Annotated in this window: 11 protein-coding genes and 1 pseudogene; 4 read left to right on the top strand and 8 right to left on the bottom strand. The window is 52.7% G+C overall.

What is annotated here, in order from left to right; all coding sequences use genetic code 11:
* From nrdD to treR, 4 genes are all read right to left on the bottom strand, one after another.
* Positions 1–2139 (bottom strand): anaerobic ribonucleoside-triphosphate reductase, encoded by a 2139-nt coding sequence (gene nrdD / locus UC15_RS01285; protein WP_112286764.1) that lies wholly within the window; start codon positions 2137–2139, stop codon positions 1–3.
* Positions 2140–2482: 343 nt separating this feature from the next.
* Positions 2483–4126: an alpha,alpha-phosphotrehalase gene (gene treC, locus UC15_RS01275; RefSeq protein WP_112286762.1), complete on the bottom strand. Its 1644-nt coding sequence runs from the start codon at positions 4124–4126 to the stop codon at positions 2483–2485.
* A 22-nt stretch (positions 4127–4148) separates the two neighbouring features.
* The gene (gene treB, locus UC15_RS01270) at positions 4149–5567 is read right to left on the bottom strand and encodes a PTS trehalose transporter subunit IIBC (RefSeq protein ID WP_112286761.1); all 1419 of its coding nucleotides are present in this window, start codon (positions 5565–5567) and stop codon (positions 4149–4151) included.
* 152 nt (positions 5568–5719) lie between these two features.
* Entirely contained in the window at positions 5720–6670 is a 951-nt protein-coding gene (gene treR / locus UC15_RS01265) for a trehalose operon repressor TreR (RefSeq protein ID WP_198659646.1), read from the bottom strand.
* Positions 6671–7021: 351 nt separating this feature from the next.
* On the opposite strand from treR, the gene mgtA reads away from it, so the two are divergent.
* The 3 genes and pseudogenes from mgtA to UC15_RS01245 all read left to right on the top strand — a co-directional run bounded on the left by mgtA (position 7022) and on the right by UC15_RS01245 (position 11816).
* The gene (mgtA, locus tag UC15_RS01260; RefSeq protein WP_112286759.1) at positions 7022–9724 is read left to right on the top strand and encodes a magnesium-translocating P-type ATPase; all 2703 of its coding nucleotides are present in this window, start codon (positions 7022–7024) and stop codon (positions 9722–9724) included.
* A 695-nt stretch (positions 9725–10419) separates the two neighbouring features.
* Positions 10420–11072 (top strand): annotated as a pseudogene (locus UC15_RS01255) (hypothetical protein).
* 264 nt (positions 11073–11336) lie between these two features.
* Positions 11337–11816: a type VI secretion system tube protein TssD gene (locus UC15_RS01245; protein WP_112286757.1), complete on the top strand. Its 480-nt coding sequence runs from the start codon at positions 11337–11339 to the stop codon at positions 11814–11816.
* A gap of 157 nt (positions 11817–11973) precedes the next feature.
* Here UC15_RS01245 and UC15_RS01240 read toward each other — a convergent pair whose 3' ends face one another.
* From UC15_RS01240 to UC15_RS01225, 4 genes are all read right to left on the bottom strand, one after another.
* On the bottom strand, positions 11974–12945 hold the full coding sequence (locus UC15_RS01240; RefSeq protein WP_112286838.1) for a TerC family protein: 972 nt from the start codon (positions 12943–12945) through the stop codon (positions 11974–11976).
* 300 nt (positions 12946–13245) lie between these two features.
* Positions 13246–13992, bottom strand: a complete 747-nt coding sequence (locus UC15_RS01235; RefSeq protein WP_112286756.1) for a glutamine amidotransferase — start codon at positions 13990–13992, stop codon at positions 13246–13248.
* A 26-nt stretch (positions 13993–14018) separates the two neighbouring features.
* A complete protein-coding gene (locus UC15_RS01230; protein WP_112286755.1) occupies positions 14019–15005 on the bottom strand; it encodes a Gfo/Idh/MocA family protein in 987 nt (328 codons plus the stop codon).
* 31 nt (positions 15006–15036) lie between these two features.
* A complete protein-coding gene (locus UC15_RS01225; protein ID WP_112286754.1) occupies positions 15037–15543 on the bottom strand; it encodes a M48 family metallopeptidase in 507 nt (168 codons plus the stop codon).
* A 172-nt stretch (positions 15544–15715) separates the two neighbouring features.
* Between UC15_RS01225 and rlmG the strand changes: the two genes are divergently transcribed.
* Positions 15716–16867 carry a 23S rRNA (guanine(1835)-N(2))-methyltransferase RlmG gene (gene rlmG, locus UC15_RS01220; protein WP_112286753.1) on the top strand — a complete coding sequence of 384 codons (1152 nt, stop codon included), beginning with the start codon at positions 15716–15718 and terminating at the stop codon, positions 16865–16867.
* The last annotated feature ends 12 nt before the right edge of the window (positions 16868–16879 follow it).

Genomic DNA, 16879 nt, shown 5'->3' with positions numbered 1-16879 from the left:
TTAACCCAGCTGACCGTTACCCAGATGTTTAATCCGGCGCTTCACTTCTTCCTGCTTACCGGCGTTAAACGGACGAGCATCCGGGCTGCCGAGATAACCACACACGCGGCGGGTGACTGACACGCGGGAAGGTTCGTGATTGCCGCATTTCGGGCAGGTAAATCCTTTGCTGGTGCATTCGAATTCGCCGGTATAGCCGCAGTCGTAGCATTCATCGATTGGCGTGTTGGTGCCGTAATACGGCACGCGGGTATAACTGTAATCCCACACGTCTTCCAGCGCTTTCAGATTGTGTTGCAGGTTAGGGTATTCGCCATAGCAGATGAAACCGCCGTTGCTGAGTGGCGGATACGGCGCTTCGAAGTCGAGTTTTTCATACGGATTGACCTTCTTCTCGACGTCCAGATGGAAGCTGTTGGTGTAGTAACCTTTATCGGTGACACCGGCCACCAGCCCGAATTCGGCTTTATCCAGACGACAGAAGCGGTCGCACAGGTTTTCGCTCGGCGTGCTGTACAAGCTGAAACCGTAGCCCGTTTCGTCTTTCCAGCTTTCAGTTGCCGCTTTCAGACGGGCCACAATCGCCTCGGCTTTTTCGCGTAACTGGCTGGCGTCGAACACGTGGGTCTGGTCGCCGAACAGCGCGTTAATGGTTTCATGCACGCCAATGTATCCGAGCGAAATCGAGGCACGACCATTTTTGAAGATGCCGGAAATATCGTCGTCAGCTTTCAGGCGCACACCGCACGCACCTTCCATGTACAGGATTGGTGCAACGCGGGCTTTGATGCCTTCGAGGCGCGCAATACGGGTCATCAGCGCTTTCTTCGCCAGCAGCAAACGCTCGTCGAGCAGTGCCCAGAACGCCGCTTCGTCGCGGTTCGCTTCCAGCGCAATACGCGGCAGATTCAGGCTGATCACGCCGATATTATTGCGACCCTCGTGGATCATCTCGCCATTTTCTTCATACACGCCGAGGAAACTGCGGCAGCCCATCGGCGTTTTGAACGAACCTGTGACTTTCACCACCTGATCATAATTGAGGATGTCCGGGTACATACGCTTGCTGGCGCATTCCAGTGCCAGTTGCTTGATGTCGTAGTTGGCGTCACCGACTTTATGATTCAGGCCGTCACGGATGGCAAACACCAGTTTCGGGAATACAGCGGTTTTGCGATTTTTGCCCAGTCCGGCAATGCGGTTACGCAGAATTGATTGCTGGATCAGGCGCGATTCCCAGGATGTGCCGAGGCCAAAACCGAAGGTGACAAACGGCGTCTGGCCGTTGGCGGTGTGCAGCGTATTAACCTCATATTCCAGCGACTGGAAGGCGTCATAACACTCTTTTTCGGTACGGCTGTGAGCAAAGCCATCCGCATCTGCAATCTGCCATTCTTCGGCAGTCTGACGATGTTTATTGAAGCTGGCGGTGACGAACGGCGCCAGTACTTCGTCGATGCGGTTAATGGTGGTGCCGCCGTAAATATGGCTGGCGACCTGCGCGATAATCTGCGCGGTGACGGCCGTAGCGGTGGAAATGGACTTTGGCGTGTCAATTTCCGCATTACCCATTTTGAAACCGTGATTCAGCATGCCTTTAAGGTCGATCAGCATGCAGTTAAACATCGGGAAGAAAGGTGAATAATCGAGGTCATGATAATGGATTTCGCCACGCTCATGCGCCAGCACGACATCACGCGGTAAAATATGCTGTTTGGCGTAATGCTTGGCGACAATACCCGCCAGCAGGTCACGCTGGGTCGGGATCACTTTGCTGTCTTTGTTGGCATTCTCGTTGAGCAGCGCCATATTGCTTTGTTCAACCAGACCGCGGATTTCCTGATTCAGGCGGCCACGCATTTCACGTTTCACATCGCGGTCATGGCGGTATTCGATATAAGCGCGTGCCAGCTTTTTATGCGGACCTGCCATCAGCTGATTTTCGACCGCATCCTGAATATCGTGGATATCTACACGAGCCTGGTCTTGCAGACTTTCCGCCACCACGCGGGCAACCTGAGCGCAATAATCCACGCTGTCGATACCGGCAGCAGCCGCCGCGCGTTGCACGGCTTGTTTAATCAGAACTTCATCGAAAGGGACCTGACAACCATCCCGCTTGATCACGATGGGCTGCATTGTTGTGGATTTTGCGGGTACGGTTTCCAGTCTGTCTGCCTTCACAATGACACTCCTATTGGGCGGATCCCGCGCCCCACAAGGCTTACAGGCCAGTTGTGTGGCTTTTGCGGGAAATCGCTATATATTGGGTTGGGTGTGTACTATACACACTACATGTAGCATTCACGCGAGTGATAATTCTCTTTTTATTGACCTGAAACAAAGAATTTTTTTGGCGGAAGAATTGATGACCAACTGTAAGTTCTGGCCTGAATTTTGCGTGTTGTTTTATAAGGAGATGCATAAAAAATAAACGGGCCAGACACGAGTGTGACTGACCCGGCAGAACTGAAATTTCAGATTATTCGGTGAGTTGCCAGAGGCATTCGTACGGACGAAGCATTCCGGAAACCGCAGGGGATGCGTAATTACTCAGCAGCGTGCTGCCGGGGAATTCCGGCAATGTGAAGGTCTGATCCTGTGCGCTCAGGTTTGCCATCACCCGCAGGGTTTTGCCGTCTGCCGTGCGGGTATAGCACCAGAGTTGCGGATGCTCTGGCAGCAAATCCTGATAATCGCCCCCGGTCAGTACCGGCAGCGTTTTGCGCAGTCGGATCAGTTGCTGATAGAGATAAAAGACCGAGTCTTTATCCGCCAGTGCCTGTTCGGTATTGATGTCCTGCGCGTTGTGGCTGACGGAAATCCACGGTGTGCCGGTGGTAAATCCGGCCTGTTCTCCGGCGTTCCATTGCATCGGCGTGCGCGAATTATCCCGTGATTTCTTCGCCAGAATACGTAACAGCTCTTCGTTGCTGCGCCCGTCGGATTTCAGTTCGGCAAACATATTCAGACTTTCCACATCGCGATATTGTTCGAGATGTTTAAAGCCAGGATTGGTCATGCCGATTTCTTCGCCCTGATAAATATACGGCGTGCCCTGCAAACCGTGCAGCACCATCGCCAGCATTTTGGCCGACGTCGTGCGCAGTGCGCCTTCATCACCAAAGCGCGACACAATGCGCGGCTGATCGTGATTACACCAGAACAGCGCGTTCCACGCATGCCCGTGCATTCCCTGCTGCCACTCGCGGAAAATCTGCTTGAGCTGGACGAAATCCGGCGGCGCATCAGTCCATTTTTCGCCGTTCGGATAATCCACTTTCAGATGATGAAAGTTAAAGGTCATCGACAGTTCGTTGCCGTCATTAGCGGCGTAGCGGCGGCAATGCTCAAGCTTCGTTGAAGACATCTCGCCGACCGTCATCAGCCCGAGCGGTTTGAACACATCGCGGCTGAACTCCTGCAGGAACTCGTGAATACGCGGGCCATCGGTATAAAAACGGCGGCCATCACCGGCATCATCAGAGGGAAAACCCTGCTGTTTTGATACCAGATTAATCACGTCCAGACGCAGTCCGTCGACGCCTTTATCCGCCCAGAACTGGCAGACTTTTTTCAGCGCCTCGCGCACCGGCGGGTATTCCCAGTTGAGATCCGCCTGCTCGGTGGCGAACAGATGCAGATAATACTGCCCGCTGGTTTCATGCCACTGCCAGGCGCCACCACCGAATTTAGAACGCCAGTTATTCGGCGGGCCGCCTTCGGTCGCGCTGTCACGCCAGATATAAAACGGGCGGAACGGACTGCCCGGATCCTGCGACTGGCGGAACCATTCGTGGTGCGTCGAAGTATGGTTAAACACCATATCCATTACGATGCGGATCCCGCGCTGATGCGCCTCTGCGGTCAGCCGCTCGAAGTCTTCCAGCGTGCCGTAAGCCGGGTCAATCTCGCAGTAATCCGCTACGTCGTAGCCGTTATCAATCTGCGGCGACAGGTACATCGGCGTCAGCCACAGGGCATCGACGCCCAATGTTTTCAGGTAATCCAGACGCTGCGTAATACCGTTGATATCACCGGTGCCGCTGCCCGTAGTGTCCTGAAAGCTCTTTGGGTAAATCTGGTAAATCACGCCGTTTTTCCACCACGGCAATTCGCTGTTCATTCCATTTTCCTTCTTAAATTTCTTACACCACTGCCAGTTCGCCACGGCGGGCTTTGCGCTGATAAACCAGCACGGTCAGGATAATCGGCACCACAATTGCCACCAGCATGGCCAGTGCGTAGATGCTCCAGAACTGCGGTTTGATGGACAGAATGCCCGGCAATCCGCCGACGCCAATACCGTTAGCCGTGACGTGGAACAGGCCGCAAATCAGACCGGCAAACGCCGAGCCGATCATCGCGCACAGCATCGGAAAGCGGTATTTCAGGTTGATCCCGTACATCGCCGGTTCGGTCACGCCGAGGAAGGCGGAAATGGCTGCAGGCACGGAAATCTCACGTTCGTTGTGTTTACGGCTGACGATAATCACGCCGACGACCGCGGCTGCCTGCGCGATGTTGGAGAGGGCGATCAGCGGCCAGACCGGCGTTCCGCCAGTGCTTTGCACCATCTGCATATCGATGGCGAGTGTGGTCTGATGCACGCCGGTAATGACCAGCGGCGCATAGAGGAAACCAAACAACGCGGCACCGATCGGCGCGAGGCTGCCGGTCATGATGAATTTCACTGCGAAAGCCACGCCGTCGCCAATCATGCGGCCAAACGGCCCGATCAGCGTGTGCGCCAGGAACACGGCAATAATCAGTGAGCTGACCGGCACAATCACCAGATACAGGTAATTAGGGATAATGCGTTTCAGGCCATTTTCGATGACCGCCAGCGCCATACCCGCCAGAACGGAAGGAATGACCTGCGCCTGATAACCCACTTTTTCGATAGTGAACCAGCCGAAATTCCACACTTCAGGGATTTGCTGCCCGAGGTTGTAGGAGTTCATTAACTGCGGCGACACCAGCGTGATACCGAGCACGATGCCGAGGATTTCGGTACCGCCCATTTTTCTGACCGTTGACCAGCAGACCGCCACCGGCAGGAACATAAACACGGCTTCGCCGAGCAGCCACAGAAAATCGTAAATTGACTGCCACAGCGGGTGCATCTGCGCCAGCGTCTGGCCATCGCTCATCGGGATTTCACCGATAACGTTACGGAAACCGAGAATCAAACCGCCGCTGATCAGCGCCGGTAACAGCGGGAAGAAGATTTCTGCAAAATGAGAAATGCTGCGCTCAAACCAGCTCATATTCTGGCGGGCGGCGACTTTTGCCTGTTCTTTTCCGGCTGCACTTTTACCGGTGCTGGCGATCAGGACTTTATAGTAATCATCCACTTCCGGCCCGATAACGACCTGGAACTGACCGGCATTGGTAAAGCAGCCTTTGACCATCGGCAGGGCTTCGAGACCTTTCGGGTCGGCTTTGGACGGATCATTGAGGACAAAACGAAGACGCGTAATGCAGTGAGTCACCATCGCGATATTGTCGCTGCCGCCAACGAGGGCGATCAGCTGATCAACATCCTGTTGCTTAACTTTGCTCATAGGGAATGACCTGTGATTTTGCGTAAGTGTGTAGGGTACGGTTCAAGCATAGCGAAGGTGATGGGAACTTGTCCGGGAACGTTCCCGGTTTTGCCGGAACGATCACAAAGTTTCTGCTTTTGGGAAAGGCTAAGGTCAGAAAATCGGGGGATTCAGAAAGCAAGCTTTCCGGGGATGATCAGTTGCTGCACGGCCGCAGAACCGCTGAGCTGTGCCAGCAGTTGTTTCGCCGCCGCTTCGCCACCCGCGCCATAACCGAGTTCTACGGAATACGATTCCGGGAACAGGAAATGCAGCAGCGGGTTGTTACCAATACCGCATACCTGAATGTCGCGGATTTGCTGCTGTTGCAGGTATTTCTGTGCGCCGATAGCGATGGTATCGGAGGCACAAATCACCGCCTGAATGTCGTTTTCCAGCAATTGCGGGATCAGATCAAAACCGCTCTGATAGGTGAGTTCACCGAGCGCCATGTGCGGCGTCAGCCCCTGCGCCTGACACAACGCCTGATAAGCTTCACTGCGTCGCTGGCCGGTGGTGGTGTCCCGTGGCGAAACGCCGATAAAACCGATGCGGCGGATATCCTGCGCCAGCAACTTGTTCATCAGCAGTTGTACCGCCCCCGCATCGTCATAACACACGGACGACAGCCCCGGCATATCGCGCGCCAGCATCACCAGTTTGTCCTGCCACGGCGTCAGCATTTGTGCCGATAAACCGGTAAAACCAAACAACACCACGCCGTCGATATTGCGCTGTTTCAGCACCTGCAAATGCTCTTTAACACGTTCGCCGCTGAACTGACTTTCCAGCACAATCGGATCGTAACCTTGCTGATAAAACAGTGGCAGCATGGCGCGGACAGCCTGATTTTCTGACGGAGAGTCGAGGCGGGAAACAATGATCGCCACGATTTTATCGCTGAACCCGCGCATTGCCCGCGCTGATTTCGACGGGCTGAAATGTTCCTGCTCAATCACCTGTAATACGCGTTCGCGGGTTTGCGGGCTGACATTGCCTTCGTTATTCAGAACGCGGGAAACCGTGGATTTACCGACGCCGCTCAGGCGCGCAATGTCATTTATGGTCAGGCGATTTTGCATAGTTATTTTGTATGGTTAAGTGAGATCAGGTTTAAGTTCGGTTGCAGTAAACAGGTTTATAATCCGCGGAAAATACGCCTGAGGCGTAGTTAACAGCTCTACCCTAACGGATTTTTATACCCGATGCGTATGAATTTCCAGACCGTTCCTTACCGGAGGTGAAAACCCATGGAACCCGACCCCAATTCTGTAGGTCCGTTGTGATCCGGTAAGCACCCGCTTTGCTGCTGCTTACCGTGACATTAAACGTTATCAGGTAAGCGGTGGTGCACGTCTGTTCGTTCGCCCCTGTTTTGTTATAACCCTTTTGCCCGTCTGCGGTCATTTTCCCGTGGGCGCAATAAGGTGCGAATGATGTTCAAAGATTTCACCTCCCGGCTGCTCAGCGCGCTCAGCCGCAACTTACCGCGCCGTTTAGTCCGTCGCGATCCGATGCTCGAAAACGTGCCAGGCCGCACTGCGCAGGCAGTTCCTGCGGCGATGGCCGCACATTGTCAGGCCTGTGCCCGCGCCACCGAAGACCAGCTTTACCTGCAATTTGCCAGCCATCCGGAAGGGCTGACCGCGCAGGAAGCCGACGATATCCGTGAAGTTTCCGGCCTCAATCAGACCGGCGATCAGCAGCCTGCACCGTGGTGGCTCCACCTGTGGCACTGCTACCGCAATCCGTTCAACCTGCTGCTGACTGTGCTTGGGCTGGTGTCTTACGCCACCGATGATTTAACGGCGGCGCTGGTGATTGGCGCGATGGTGTTTATTTCCACCTTTATGCATTTCATTCAGGAAGCGCGCTCCAACAAAGCTGCCGATGCGCTAAAAGCCATGGTCAGCAACACCGCCACGGTGCTGCGCAGTGACACGCAAACCGGGCGCAGCGAAACGGTGGAAATCCCCATCAGCCAGCTGGTGCCGGGTGACCTGATCAAGCTTTCTGCGGGGGATATGATCCCGGCAGATTTACGTATTGTCTCCGCCAAAGACTTGTTTATCAGCCAGGCGGCGCTGACCGGTGAATCGCTGCCGGTGGAAAAACATGCCTGCGAGAAAAAACCGGTTGCGGCGGATCCGCTCGAACTGAACACGCTGTGCTTTATGGGCACCAACGTGGTCAGTGGTACGGCGATTGCGATGGTGATCGCCACCGGCGGCAAAACCTGGTTCGGTCAGCTGGCCGAACGCGTGGTGCAGGAAGATACCCAGCCAAATGCGTTCCAGGCCGGTATCAGCAAAGTCAGCTGGCTGCTGATCCGCTTTATGATGGTGATGACGCCGGTGGTGCTGGTGATCAACGGCTACACCAAAGGCGACTGGTGGGAAGCGGCGCTGTTTGCGCTCTCCGTGGCGGTCGGGCTGACGCCTGAAATGCTGCCGATGATTGTCACCTCGACGCTGGCGAAAGGCGCGGTGAAACTCTCCCGCCAGAAAGTGATCGTCAAACGTCTGGACGCTATCCAGAACTTTGGCGCGATGGACATCCTCTGCACCGATAAAACCGGCACACTGACGCAAGATAAAATTGTCCTTGAGCGCCACACTGACGTCCTAGGTGTGACCAGCGACGACGTGCTGCATCTGGCGTGGCTGAACAGCCATTACCAGACCGGCCTGAAAAACCTGCTGGATGTTGCCGTACTGGAAGCGGGTGATGCCGGTCAGGTGCATAACTCGCTAAAAGTGGATGAAATTCCCTTTGATTTCGACCGCCGCCGCATGTCCGTGGTGGTCGCCGAAAACGATCAGAATCACCGCCTGATTTGCAAAGGCGCGCTGGAAGAAATGCTGTCGATTTGTACGCTGGTGCAGCTCAACGGTGAGATTGTGCCGCTGACCGATGTACTGCTCGCGCGCATCCGCCGCATTACTGATGACCTGAATCAGCAGGGGCTGCGCGTGGTGGCGGTGGCACATAAAGTGATGCCATCACGCACGCAGGGGTACGGTGTGACCGATGAATCCAGCCTGATTCTGGCCGGGTATATCGCGTTCCTCGATCCGCCAAAAGAAAGCACCGCACCGGCGCTGGAAGCGTTGCAGCGCAAAGGCGTCACCGTGAAAATTCTCACCGGCGATAACCCGCTGGTGGCGCGTAAGGTCTGCAAAGATGTCGGATTACATGCAGAAACGATTCTGATCGGCAGCGATATCGATGCACTTAACGATGTTCAACTGCTGAACGTCGCCCGCGAAACCACGGTGTTTGCCAAACTGACGCCGATGCACAAAGAACGCATTGTGCGCTTGCTGCGCGGTGAAGGGCATGTGGTCGGCTTTATGGGCGACGGCATTAACGATGCACCGGCGCTGCGCGCGGCCGACATTGGTATTTCCGTGGATTCGGCGGTGGATATTGCCAAAGAAGCTGCTGATATCATTCTGCTTGAAAAAAGCCTGATGGTGCTGGAGCAGGGCGTGACAGAAGGGCGCAGAACCTTCGCCAACATGCTGAAATACATCAAGATGACCGCCAGTTCTAACTTCGGTAACGTGTTCAGCGTGCTGGTGGCCAGCGCCTTCCTGCCGTTCCTGCCGATGTTGCCGCTGCATCTGCTGATCCAGAATCTTATCTACGATGTGTCACAGGTAGCGATCCCGTTTGATAACGTTGATGAGGAGCAACTGGCAAAACCGCAGCGCTGGAATGCGGGTGACATTGGCCGTTTTATGGTGTTCTTCGGGCCAATCAGTTCCGTGTTCGACATTCTGACCTTCAGCCTGATGTGGTGGGTGTTCCAGGCCAATACGGTGGAGGCGCAGACGCTGTTCCAGTCCGGCTGGTTCATTGAAGGGCTGCTGTCGCAGACGCTGATTGTGCATATGATCCGCACCCGCAAAGTGCCGTTTATTCAGAGCCGCGCCTCCTGGCCGCTGTGCATCATGACGCTGATGGTGGTAGTCACCGGTATCGCGTTGATCTACTCGCCCGTTGCCGGATTCCTGCAATTGCAGGCGCTGCCGCTGAGCTACTTCCCGTGGCTGATCGCGATTCTGGCGGGCTACATGGTGCTGACGCAGTGCGTGAAAGGCTGGTTCGTGCGCCGTTACGGCTGGCAGTAATCGTTTCGCGTTAAGTATTAATCATACAGGCGGTGATTGTTAACTCAGTCACCGCCTTTATTTTATCCAGCGACTATAGTAATTCCTTTAGCTTCAGCGGGCTAAGATGGTGCGCTTTTTACTCTGAGGAATTTCACCGATGTTATTGCCTTTCCGTCGTACCCTTCTGGCTTCATCCCTGTTTCTCACCTTTTCCGCTTTTGCCGCGCCAGCCGGGGATTTACCGCTGATGCCATGGCCGGATATCAAACTCTAATGCAAGTGATTTATTTTATATGTTTCGTTTAAAGAAATTCTAATAAGTGTGTATTTTACACAATAAGTGAACTTTCAAATAACAAAAATCAAGAACAAGTAATGTCAGGTTAGTCAGTAACGAGTGAGTAATGTGATTGAATGCTTGTTGGTGAAAAAGGGTTGAGGGAAGGCAATAGTATAGTAAGGCGTACAGACCGAAGTCCGCGTAATGAATTTCCGTTCCTTGGCTACGCCATCACTCATAAGCATTTTTGTAAAACGTTGGTAGATGTATACGCCGTATGAATTAATATATCAAAACGAGTGATTCAGTATTAATTAGTGCCCGACTAAACTGGGCTTTTTTGCCAGAACTCCATTGTAAGTAAAAAATCTAGTGCGTACGTGTATAATGCAATACCATTAGGATGGGAATGAATCATAACTAAGGGACTAATATGGCTGACATTGATGATATCTCCACGCGCATTGCTGGGATTATTCTTTCCCCCGAATCAGTAAATGGCCTCATAAACGGTGCGTTCACCGTGCCGCTTGATATGGGCTATATGGTATATGGTGTGTTTGATACAGGCTCACGGTTCAGGCGTGAAACAGCTAGAATTAGAATGGCTGGCGCTATAAGAAACGATATCTTGAATTATGACCATATCATAGATGCGATTAAGATAATTTTAATAAGTTTAACATCTACGTTACCGAAACAGAGCAGGATAATATTTATAGAGGCCTAATTACATCATTTGTGGGAAGGATGGGGACTAATACAATCATGGCTATGATAACGGCTGCAGTATTAGAAAGAGTTTCTTTTATCTCAGCTACATTTAAATCAAAACCCATAGCTGTATTAACTGGAACGTTGTTAATTGGTGGTATGACTGAGCGCTCAATACGAACCTCTGAACGGTTGGAGGCTGAGAACCCAGAAATATATAATTTATTGAGTGCGAAAGACTATGACCTCCTTTACTTCTTATTTGAGCCATCCGTTCAACCTTTTGTAGATGCGATGCATATCAGAATAACGCAAGGCGAACCTACATTCAGAAAAATAATTGAGTTGGTGAGGAAGAAAATAAATGCCTAAAGACGGGGTGTTTTTTAAAGTCATCAAGATGATTCTTACTGCAACCGAAAAAATAGTTGCTTTTATAATTTATTATTTATTTGAGTTCGCATTTGCACCATTGATGATATTTGGGCCAATACTTTGCATTATATACATCGAGCCGTGGCCGATGAAGTTTGTAGGTATAGGAGCCTGGCTAATATTTCTATACATCTTGTACAAAGTGATTGATAAAATCACAGGCAGAGACAAACGTAATAATTAACTTTATAAGGATATAACATGTCAATTCCAGCTTATTTATTTCTAACAGATGAAAATAATTCTCCGATTATTGGCGGCTCGTTGGTTTCTGGCCGCGTGGGTGCCATTGAGTTGAAATCGTTTGCTCACCACCTTTCTATACCCTGCTGCGGGCACACGGGGAGACTGACGGGTACACGCGTACATGAGCCCATCAACATTCAAAAAGAGTTCGATAAAGTCACCCCGTTGCTATACCGCGCTCTCACAAATAACCTGGTATTGAAATCTGCAACAATAAAGATGTATCAAATAATGGATTCAGGCATGGAACATGAGTATTTCAATATTCTGTTAGAGAACGTGAAGATCACTGCGATCACTCCAACGCTCCATCCTGGCGGCACAACGGGAACGCATCTGGAAAACATTCAGCTACGTTATGAGGCGATTACCTGGAAGCACTGCGACGGTAATATCATACACAAAGATAAATGGAATGAGAGGGCCACAGGGTAGCATTGCCTGTCAAAGCTCATCTTCGGTCAGTTGGACGGGCTCGTAATCGGAGTGGAGGTATGCCGATGGAAATAAGCTTTGATAATCTTCATTGAAAATAAACAGGTAAAATAATGAATGGACGTGATATCCGCCCATTCATTATTCCTGATTAATGCTATGACTTTCGCGTATTGTTTAGATCGTTACGACGGTTCACCCAAGTGTTAATCAGCAGGGTGATGATCAGTATCGACGCGATCACCCCCAGCGATATTCCCACCGGAATGTGGAACACATCGAGCAACAGCATCTTGATACCGATGAAAATCAGGATCACCGCCAGACCGTATTTCAGCATCGAGAAACGTTCCGCCACGCCGGCCAGCAGGAAGTACATCGCACGCAGGCCGAGTATCGCAAACAGGTTAGACGTCAGCACAATGAACGGGTCGGTGGTTACCGCAAAGATAGCCGGGATACTGTCGACCGCGAAAATCACGTCGCTCAGCTCGACCATAATCAGCACCAGCAACAGCGGCGTGGCGAACAGAATACCGTTGCGGCGTACGAAGAATTTCTCGCCCTGTAAATCGTCGGTCATACGCATTTTACTGCGCAGCCAGCGGATCATCGGTTTCTCGCCCACTTCTCCGTCGTCATCTTTCGCCAGTGCCATCTTGATACCGGTGAACAGCAGGAACGCGCCGAACACGTACAAGATCCAGCTGAATTGCCCCACCAGCCAGCTACCCGCGAAAATCATACCGGTACGCAGAACGATGGCGCCGAGCACGCCGTAGACCAGCACGCGGCGTTGCAGGTTAGCCGGAATGGAGAAGTAGCTGAACAGAATCAGCCAGACGAAAACGTTATCGACCGCCAGCGCTTTTTCCAGCAGATAGCCGGTCAGGAACATGGTGGCTTTGGCGTCGGCGACTTCACGTCCAAACTCGCCGTTGAGATACCACCAGAAGCCGAAGTTGAACAGCAGCGACAGGCCAATCCACACCAGCGACCACATCGCGGCACTTTTCATACTCATGGTTTGCGCGCCTTTGCGACCCTGCAACAGCAGGTCGAACGCGAGCATAATTATCACTACCACGGCAAAAGAGCCCCATAAAATCGGGTTGCCTACGGAGTTCATCATTGCGGTATCCTCAAAAAACATCAAAAAAAAACGGCCAGCGTCGGAAGACGTTAGCCGCTCATTTTTTGAGCTGTGAGCAAACCTCGCCGTCCGGCAAGGTCTCACTTACAAAGATAACTATTCATCTTGTGAATGCTTATCTTTGCCCCGGTAACCGGGTGGCTGAGACGGCGCTGCGTGAGCGCGGGTCCAGACACCGTAATGACGATTATCCGGCGAAGAAGTTACTCCCCTTTGCAGTTCGCAAATTAATGCAAAATGTGTCCGGTGTCAAACATTCAGAAACATTATAGAGCATTAACCCGCCAGTGCCTGACGTTTACCGAGTGCGCCGACAAAGGCCAGCAGCAGCCCCTGGCTGAGCGGTGTTTCGCTAAGTTGCTGAGCCTGATGAGTAAAGTCCACTGAATCGTCTTCGGCGAGGGAACCCAGCCACGACAAATACGTTTTCATCACCGCCAGACTGAATTCCGGATGGAATTGGGTGCTGACAGCATTGGGGCCATAACGCAGGATCTGATGCGGGTCGTGCAGCGTTTTCGCCAGCACCGTCGCCGTCGCGGGCGGCGTGATAACGGTTTGCAGATGGATCAGATTCGCCGCGAACTGCGCCGGAAGCTGAGATACCAGCGGGTCAAGATGCCCGGCAGGCGTCAGCGTGACTTCATGGGTGCCCACTTCAATCCCTTGCGGGTGATAATCTACCTCGCCGCCCAGCGCATACGCCATCAGCTGATGACCGTAGCAGGCGCCGAACATCGGTAACTCCTGCAACATGCCCAGACGTACCCAGTCCGCCGCGTCTTCACTCCACGCCAGATGCTCTGTCACCATGCTGCGCGACCCGGTAATGATCGCCCCGCAATAGTTTTCCGGCGGCAGCGGGCGTTCACCCGCCTGCAAATCCACAATCACGACCTGCTGCGGGTCGATATCCCCCTGGCGGATAAACATCTGCGGGAAGTTATCGTGTGCGCGGCGGATAGGCTCCGGCGCGTGACCGGTCTGTAAAATCAACAGCGGTTTCTGGCTGGGTGCAATCATCTGTTACTCCCGATACTTACGGAACATTAAGGCTGATTATCGGCCGGAAACACCACGCCGGTCTGACGACGGATTTCCGTCAGCACTTTGGCGGTGATGCGCGAGACTTCCAGCCCCGGGTGCGCGACAAACTGGCTGTCGACCAGAATCGCAAAAGTTTCTGCTTCATACAGCATGGTGTTGATGTGCTGCGGTTGTGTCAGATCCAGTTTCTGGCTGCCGCGTGGCGTCAGGCTGAGCGTCTGGCATTCAGACAGTTTTTCCATCTGCAGGGTGCCGTCTTCGCCCTGAATTTCGCTTGGCAGCAGGGAGTCGCTGATTTTGGAATGGTTGATCACCACTTCGAAGTTATCCGCATAAGACAAAATCACCGTGCCCTGACCGTCGACGCCGCTGTCCAGTAATGTCGCCGTGGCTGTTACTGATTCCGGTTCACCAAACAGCGAAATGGCGCTGGCCAGACAGTAATAGCCAATATCCATGATTGAGCCGTTGGAAAACGCCGGGTTAAAGGTATTCGGGTTTTCACCCGCCAGATAGCGCGGATAACGTGATGAATACTGGCAGTAATTCAGAATGGCTTTACGCAGTTTACCGATGCGGTTCAGCGCGCCTTTCATATGCAGGAAATTCGGCAGATAGGCGGTTTTAAACGCTTCGAACAGCACCACGTTGTTCTCTTTCGCGCAGGCAATCAGGCTTTCGGCTTCTTGCAAATTAGACGCCAGCGGCTTTTCGCAAATCACGTGCTTTTTATGGCTGAGAAACAACAGCGATTGTGGGGCGTGTAATGAATTCGGGCTGGCAATATAGACGGCATCAATCAGATCAGACGCGGCCATTGCTTCAAGGGAATCAAAATAATGTTCAACCGGATAATCCTCACCGAGCTTTTTAGCGCCTTCCAGCGTGCGGGAGTAAATCGCGGTTAACTTCATCTTACCGCTCTCGTGTGCGGCATCAATAAAACGCTGGGTGATCCAGTTGGTGCCGACGACTGCAAAGCGAATCATATGTGTTCCCTATAGATAAGTGGACAATGAATTATTGGTATAACTTGCCGAATATTTCCAGATGCGTCAGGTACATGCGCGTGTCGAATTCTAACTGATGATAGTCGGGCGTCATATGACAGCACAGGCTGTAGAAGGCTTTGTTGTGTTCTTTTTCTTTCAGGTGCGCGAGTTCGTGTACCACAATCATTTTCAGAAACGCTTCCGGCGCGCTTTTAAATACCGTCGCGACGCGGATTTCCGCTTTGGCTTTCAGCTTGCCGCCCTGAATGCGCGATATGGCGGTATGCAGCCCCAGCGCGTGTTTCATCACGTGGATTTTATTGTCATAAGCGACTTTGCTTAACGGCGATGAACTGCGCAAAAACTGGTTTTTCAGGTCCAGCGTATACTGATAGAGCGATTTGTCAGTGGTCAGCTCGTGCGGCTCGGGGTATCGCGTCAGCAACACTTTACCTAAACGTTCCTGTTCGATTAACTGGCGAACCTGAGCCTGAAGATTCTCGGGATAGCCTTGCAGATAGGTCAATTCAGGCATAACTATTTGCTTTGTCTCTTTATTGACGGGGAAAAGATGCCATACCGGTAAGCGGTGTTTTCGTCACGATCGCGCCAGTCCGGCAGATAAACCCCTTTTTAACTGAAAAAACGTTTTACTGATAGACCAAATTAAGGGATAAACAGCGCAAATTGAATATAGAGGAGGGCCAATGAGCCAATTCGAAACCGAAACAGGTGGTCAGTTATTGCAACTGCGTCTGGAACGTTATCCGCTGGAAGAAGCGGCAACGCAGTTACAGGCATGGGAAGCGGCGGATGAATATCTGCTGCAAAACCTGAACACCGACGCGCTCAACGGCCGTCCGCTGCTGATTTTCAACGATGCTTTTGGCACGCTGGCCTGCGCCTTGCAGCCGTACAGCCCGACCAGCATCAATGACTCTTTCATGAGTCAGCTGGCGATGCGCCATAACCTGCGTCTTAACGGATTTGACGAAGACAGCGTGGCGGCGCAAAGCAGCCTGGTGCCGTTGCCGATCAATCCGGGTCTGGTCATCATCAAAGTGCCAAAAACGCTGGCGCTGCTGGAACAACAACTGCTGGCGCTGCGTGAAGTGGTGACGCCGGACACGCAGATTATCGCCGGCGCGAAAGCCCGTGATATCCACACCTCTACGTTGCAGTTGTTCGAGAAAATCCTCGGGCCAACCAAAACCAGCCTGGCATGGAAAAAAGCCCGTCTGATCCATTGTGAAGCGACTCTGCCAGCGCAAACCGCAGAGCCGGTGATTTCCGAATGGGCGCTGGATGACAGCGAATTCCGTATTTCCAACCACGCCAACGTGTTCTCACGCGGCGGTCTGGATATCGGCGCACGCTTCTTCATGCAGCATCTGCCGGAAGGCATCGAAGGGCGTATGGCGGATCTGGGGTGCGGTAACGGCGTGATCGGCATGACCGCGCTGGCGCTGAATCCGGATGCAGAAATGCTGTTCGTCGATGAATCTTATATGGCGGTGGAATCCAGCCGTATTAACGTCGAAAACAATTTGCCGCAGGATGTCAGCCGCTGTCATTTCGAAGTGAACAATATGCTGGCTGGTGTCGAGCGCGAAACCCTGCACGCCGTGTTGTGTAACCCGCCGTTCCACCAGGGCACCGTGGTCAGTGATGACACCGCGTGGCGCATGTTCTGCGACGCCAAACGTTGCCTGCAAACCGGCGGCGAACTGCGCATCGTCGGCAACCGCCATCTGGATTACTACCAGAAACTGCGCCGCCTGTTCGGCAACTGCACGACGATCGCCACCAACCAGAAATTCGTGATTTTGCGTGCGGTGAAAACGGCGTCGCATCACTGATCGCTGAATTGC

The organism is Rahnella sp. AN3-3W3 (assembly GCF_003263545.1).
GTDB lineage: Bacteria > Pseudomonadota > Gammaproteobacteria > Enterobacterales > Enterobacteriaceae > Rahnella > Rahnella variigena.
The sequence above is the reverse complement of the archived record's forward strand: the minus strand, read 5'-3'. Positions and strand labels throughout refer to the sequence as shown.

Coding starts and splice junctions, on each gene's coding strand:
- treB (WP_112286761.1), bottom strand. CDS start 5,567: ATGAGCAAAGTTAAGCAACAGGATGTTGATCAGCTGATCGCCCTCGTT.
- nrdD (WP_112286764.1), bottom strand. CDS start 2,139: ATGCAGCCCATCGTGATCAAGCGGGATGGTTGTCAGGTCCCTTTCGAT.
- mgtA (WP_112286759.1), top strand. CDS start 7,022: ATGATGTTCAAAGATTTCACCTCCCGGCTGCTCAGCGCGCTCAGCCGC.
- UC15_RS01225 (WP_112286754.1), bottom strand. CDS start 15,543: ATGCCTGAATTGACCTATCTGCAAGGCTATCCCGAGAATCTTCAGGCT.
- UC15_RS01230 (WP_112286755.1), bottom strand. CDS start 15,005: ATGATTCGCTTTGCAGTCGTCGGCACCAACTGGATCACCCAGCGTTTT.
- UC15_RS01235 (WP_112286756.1), bottom strand. CDS start 13,992: ATGATTGCACCCAGCCAGAAACCGCTGTTGATTTTACAGACCGGTCAC.
- treC (WP_112286762.1), bottom strand. CDS start 4,126: ATGAACAGCGAATTGCCGTGGTGGAAAAACGGCGTGATTTACCAGATT.
- rlmG (WP_112286753.1), top strand. CDS start 15,716: ATGAGCCAATTCGAAACCGAAACAGGTGGTCAGTTATTGCAACTGCGT.
- treR (WP_198659646.1), bottom strand. CDS start 6,670: ATGCAAAATCGCCTGACCATAAATGACATTGCGCGCCTGAGCGGCGTC.
- UC15_RS01245 (WP_112286757.1), top strand. CDS start 11,337: ATGTCAATTCCAGCTTATTTATTTCTAACAGATGAAAATAATTCTCCG.
- UC15_RS01240 (WP_112286838.1), bottom strand. CDS start 12,945: ATGAACTCCGTAGGCAACCCGATTTTATGGGGCTCTTTTGCCGTGGTA.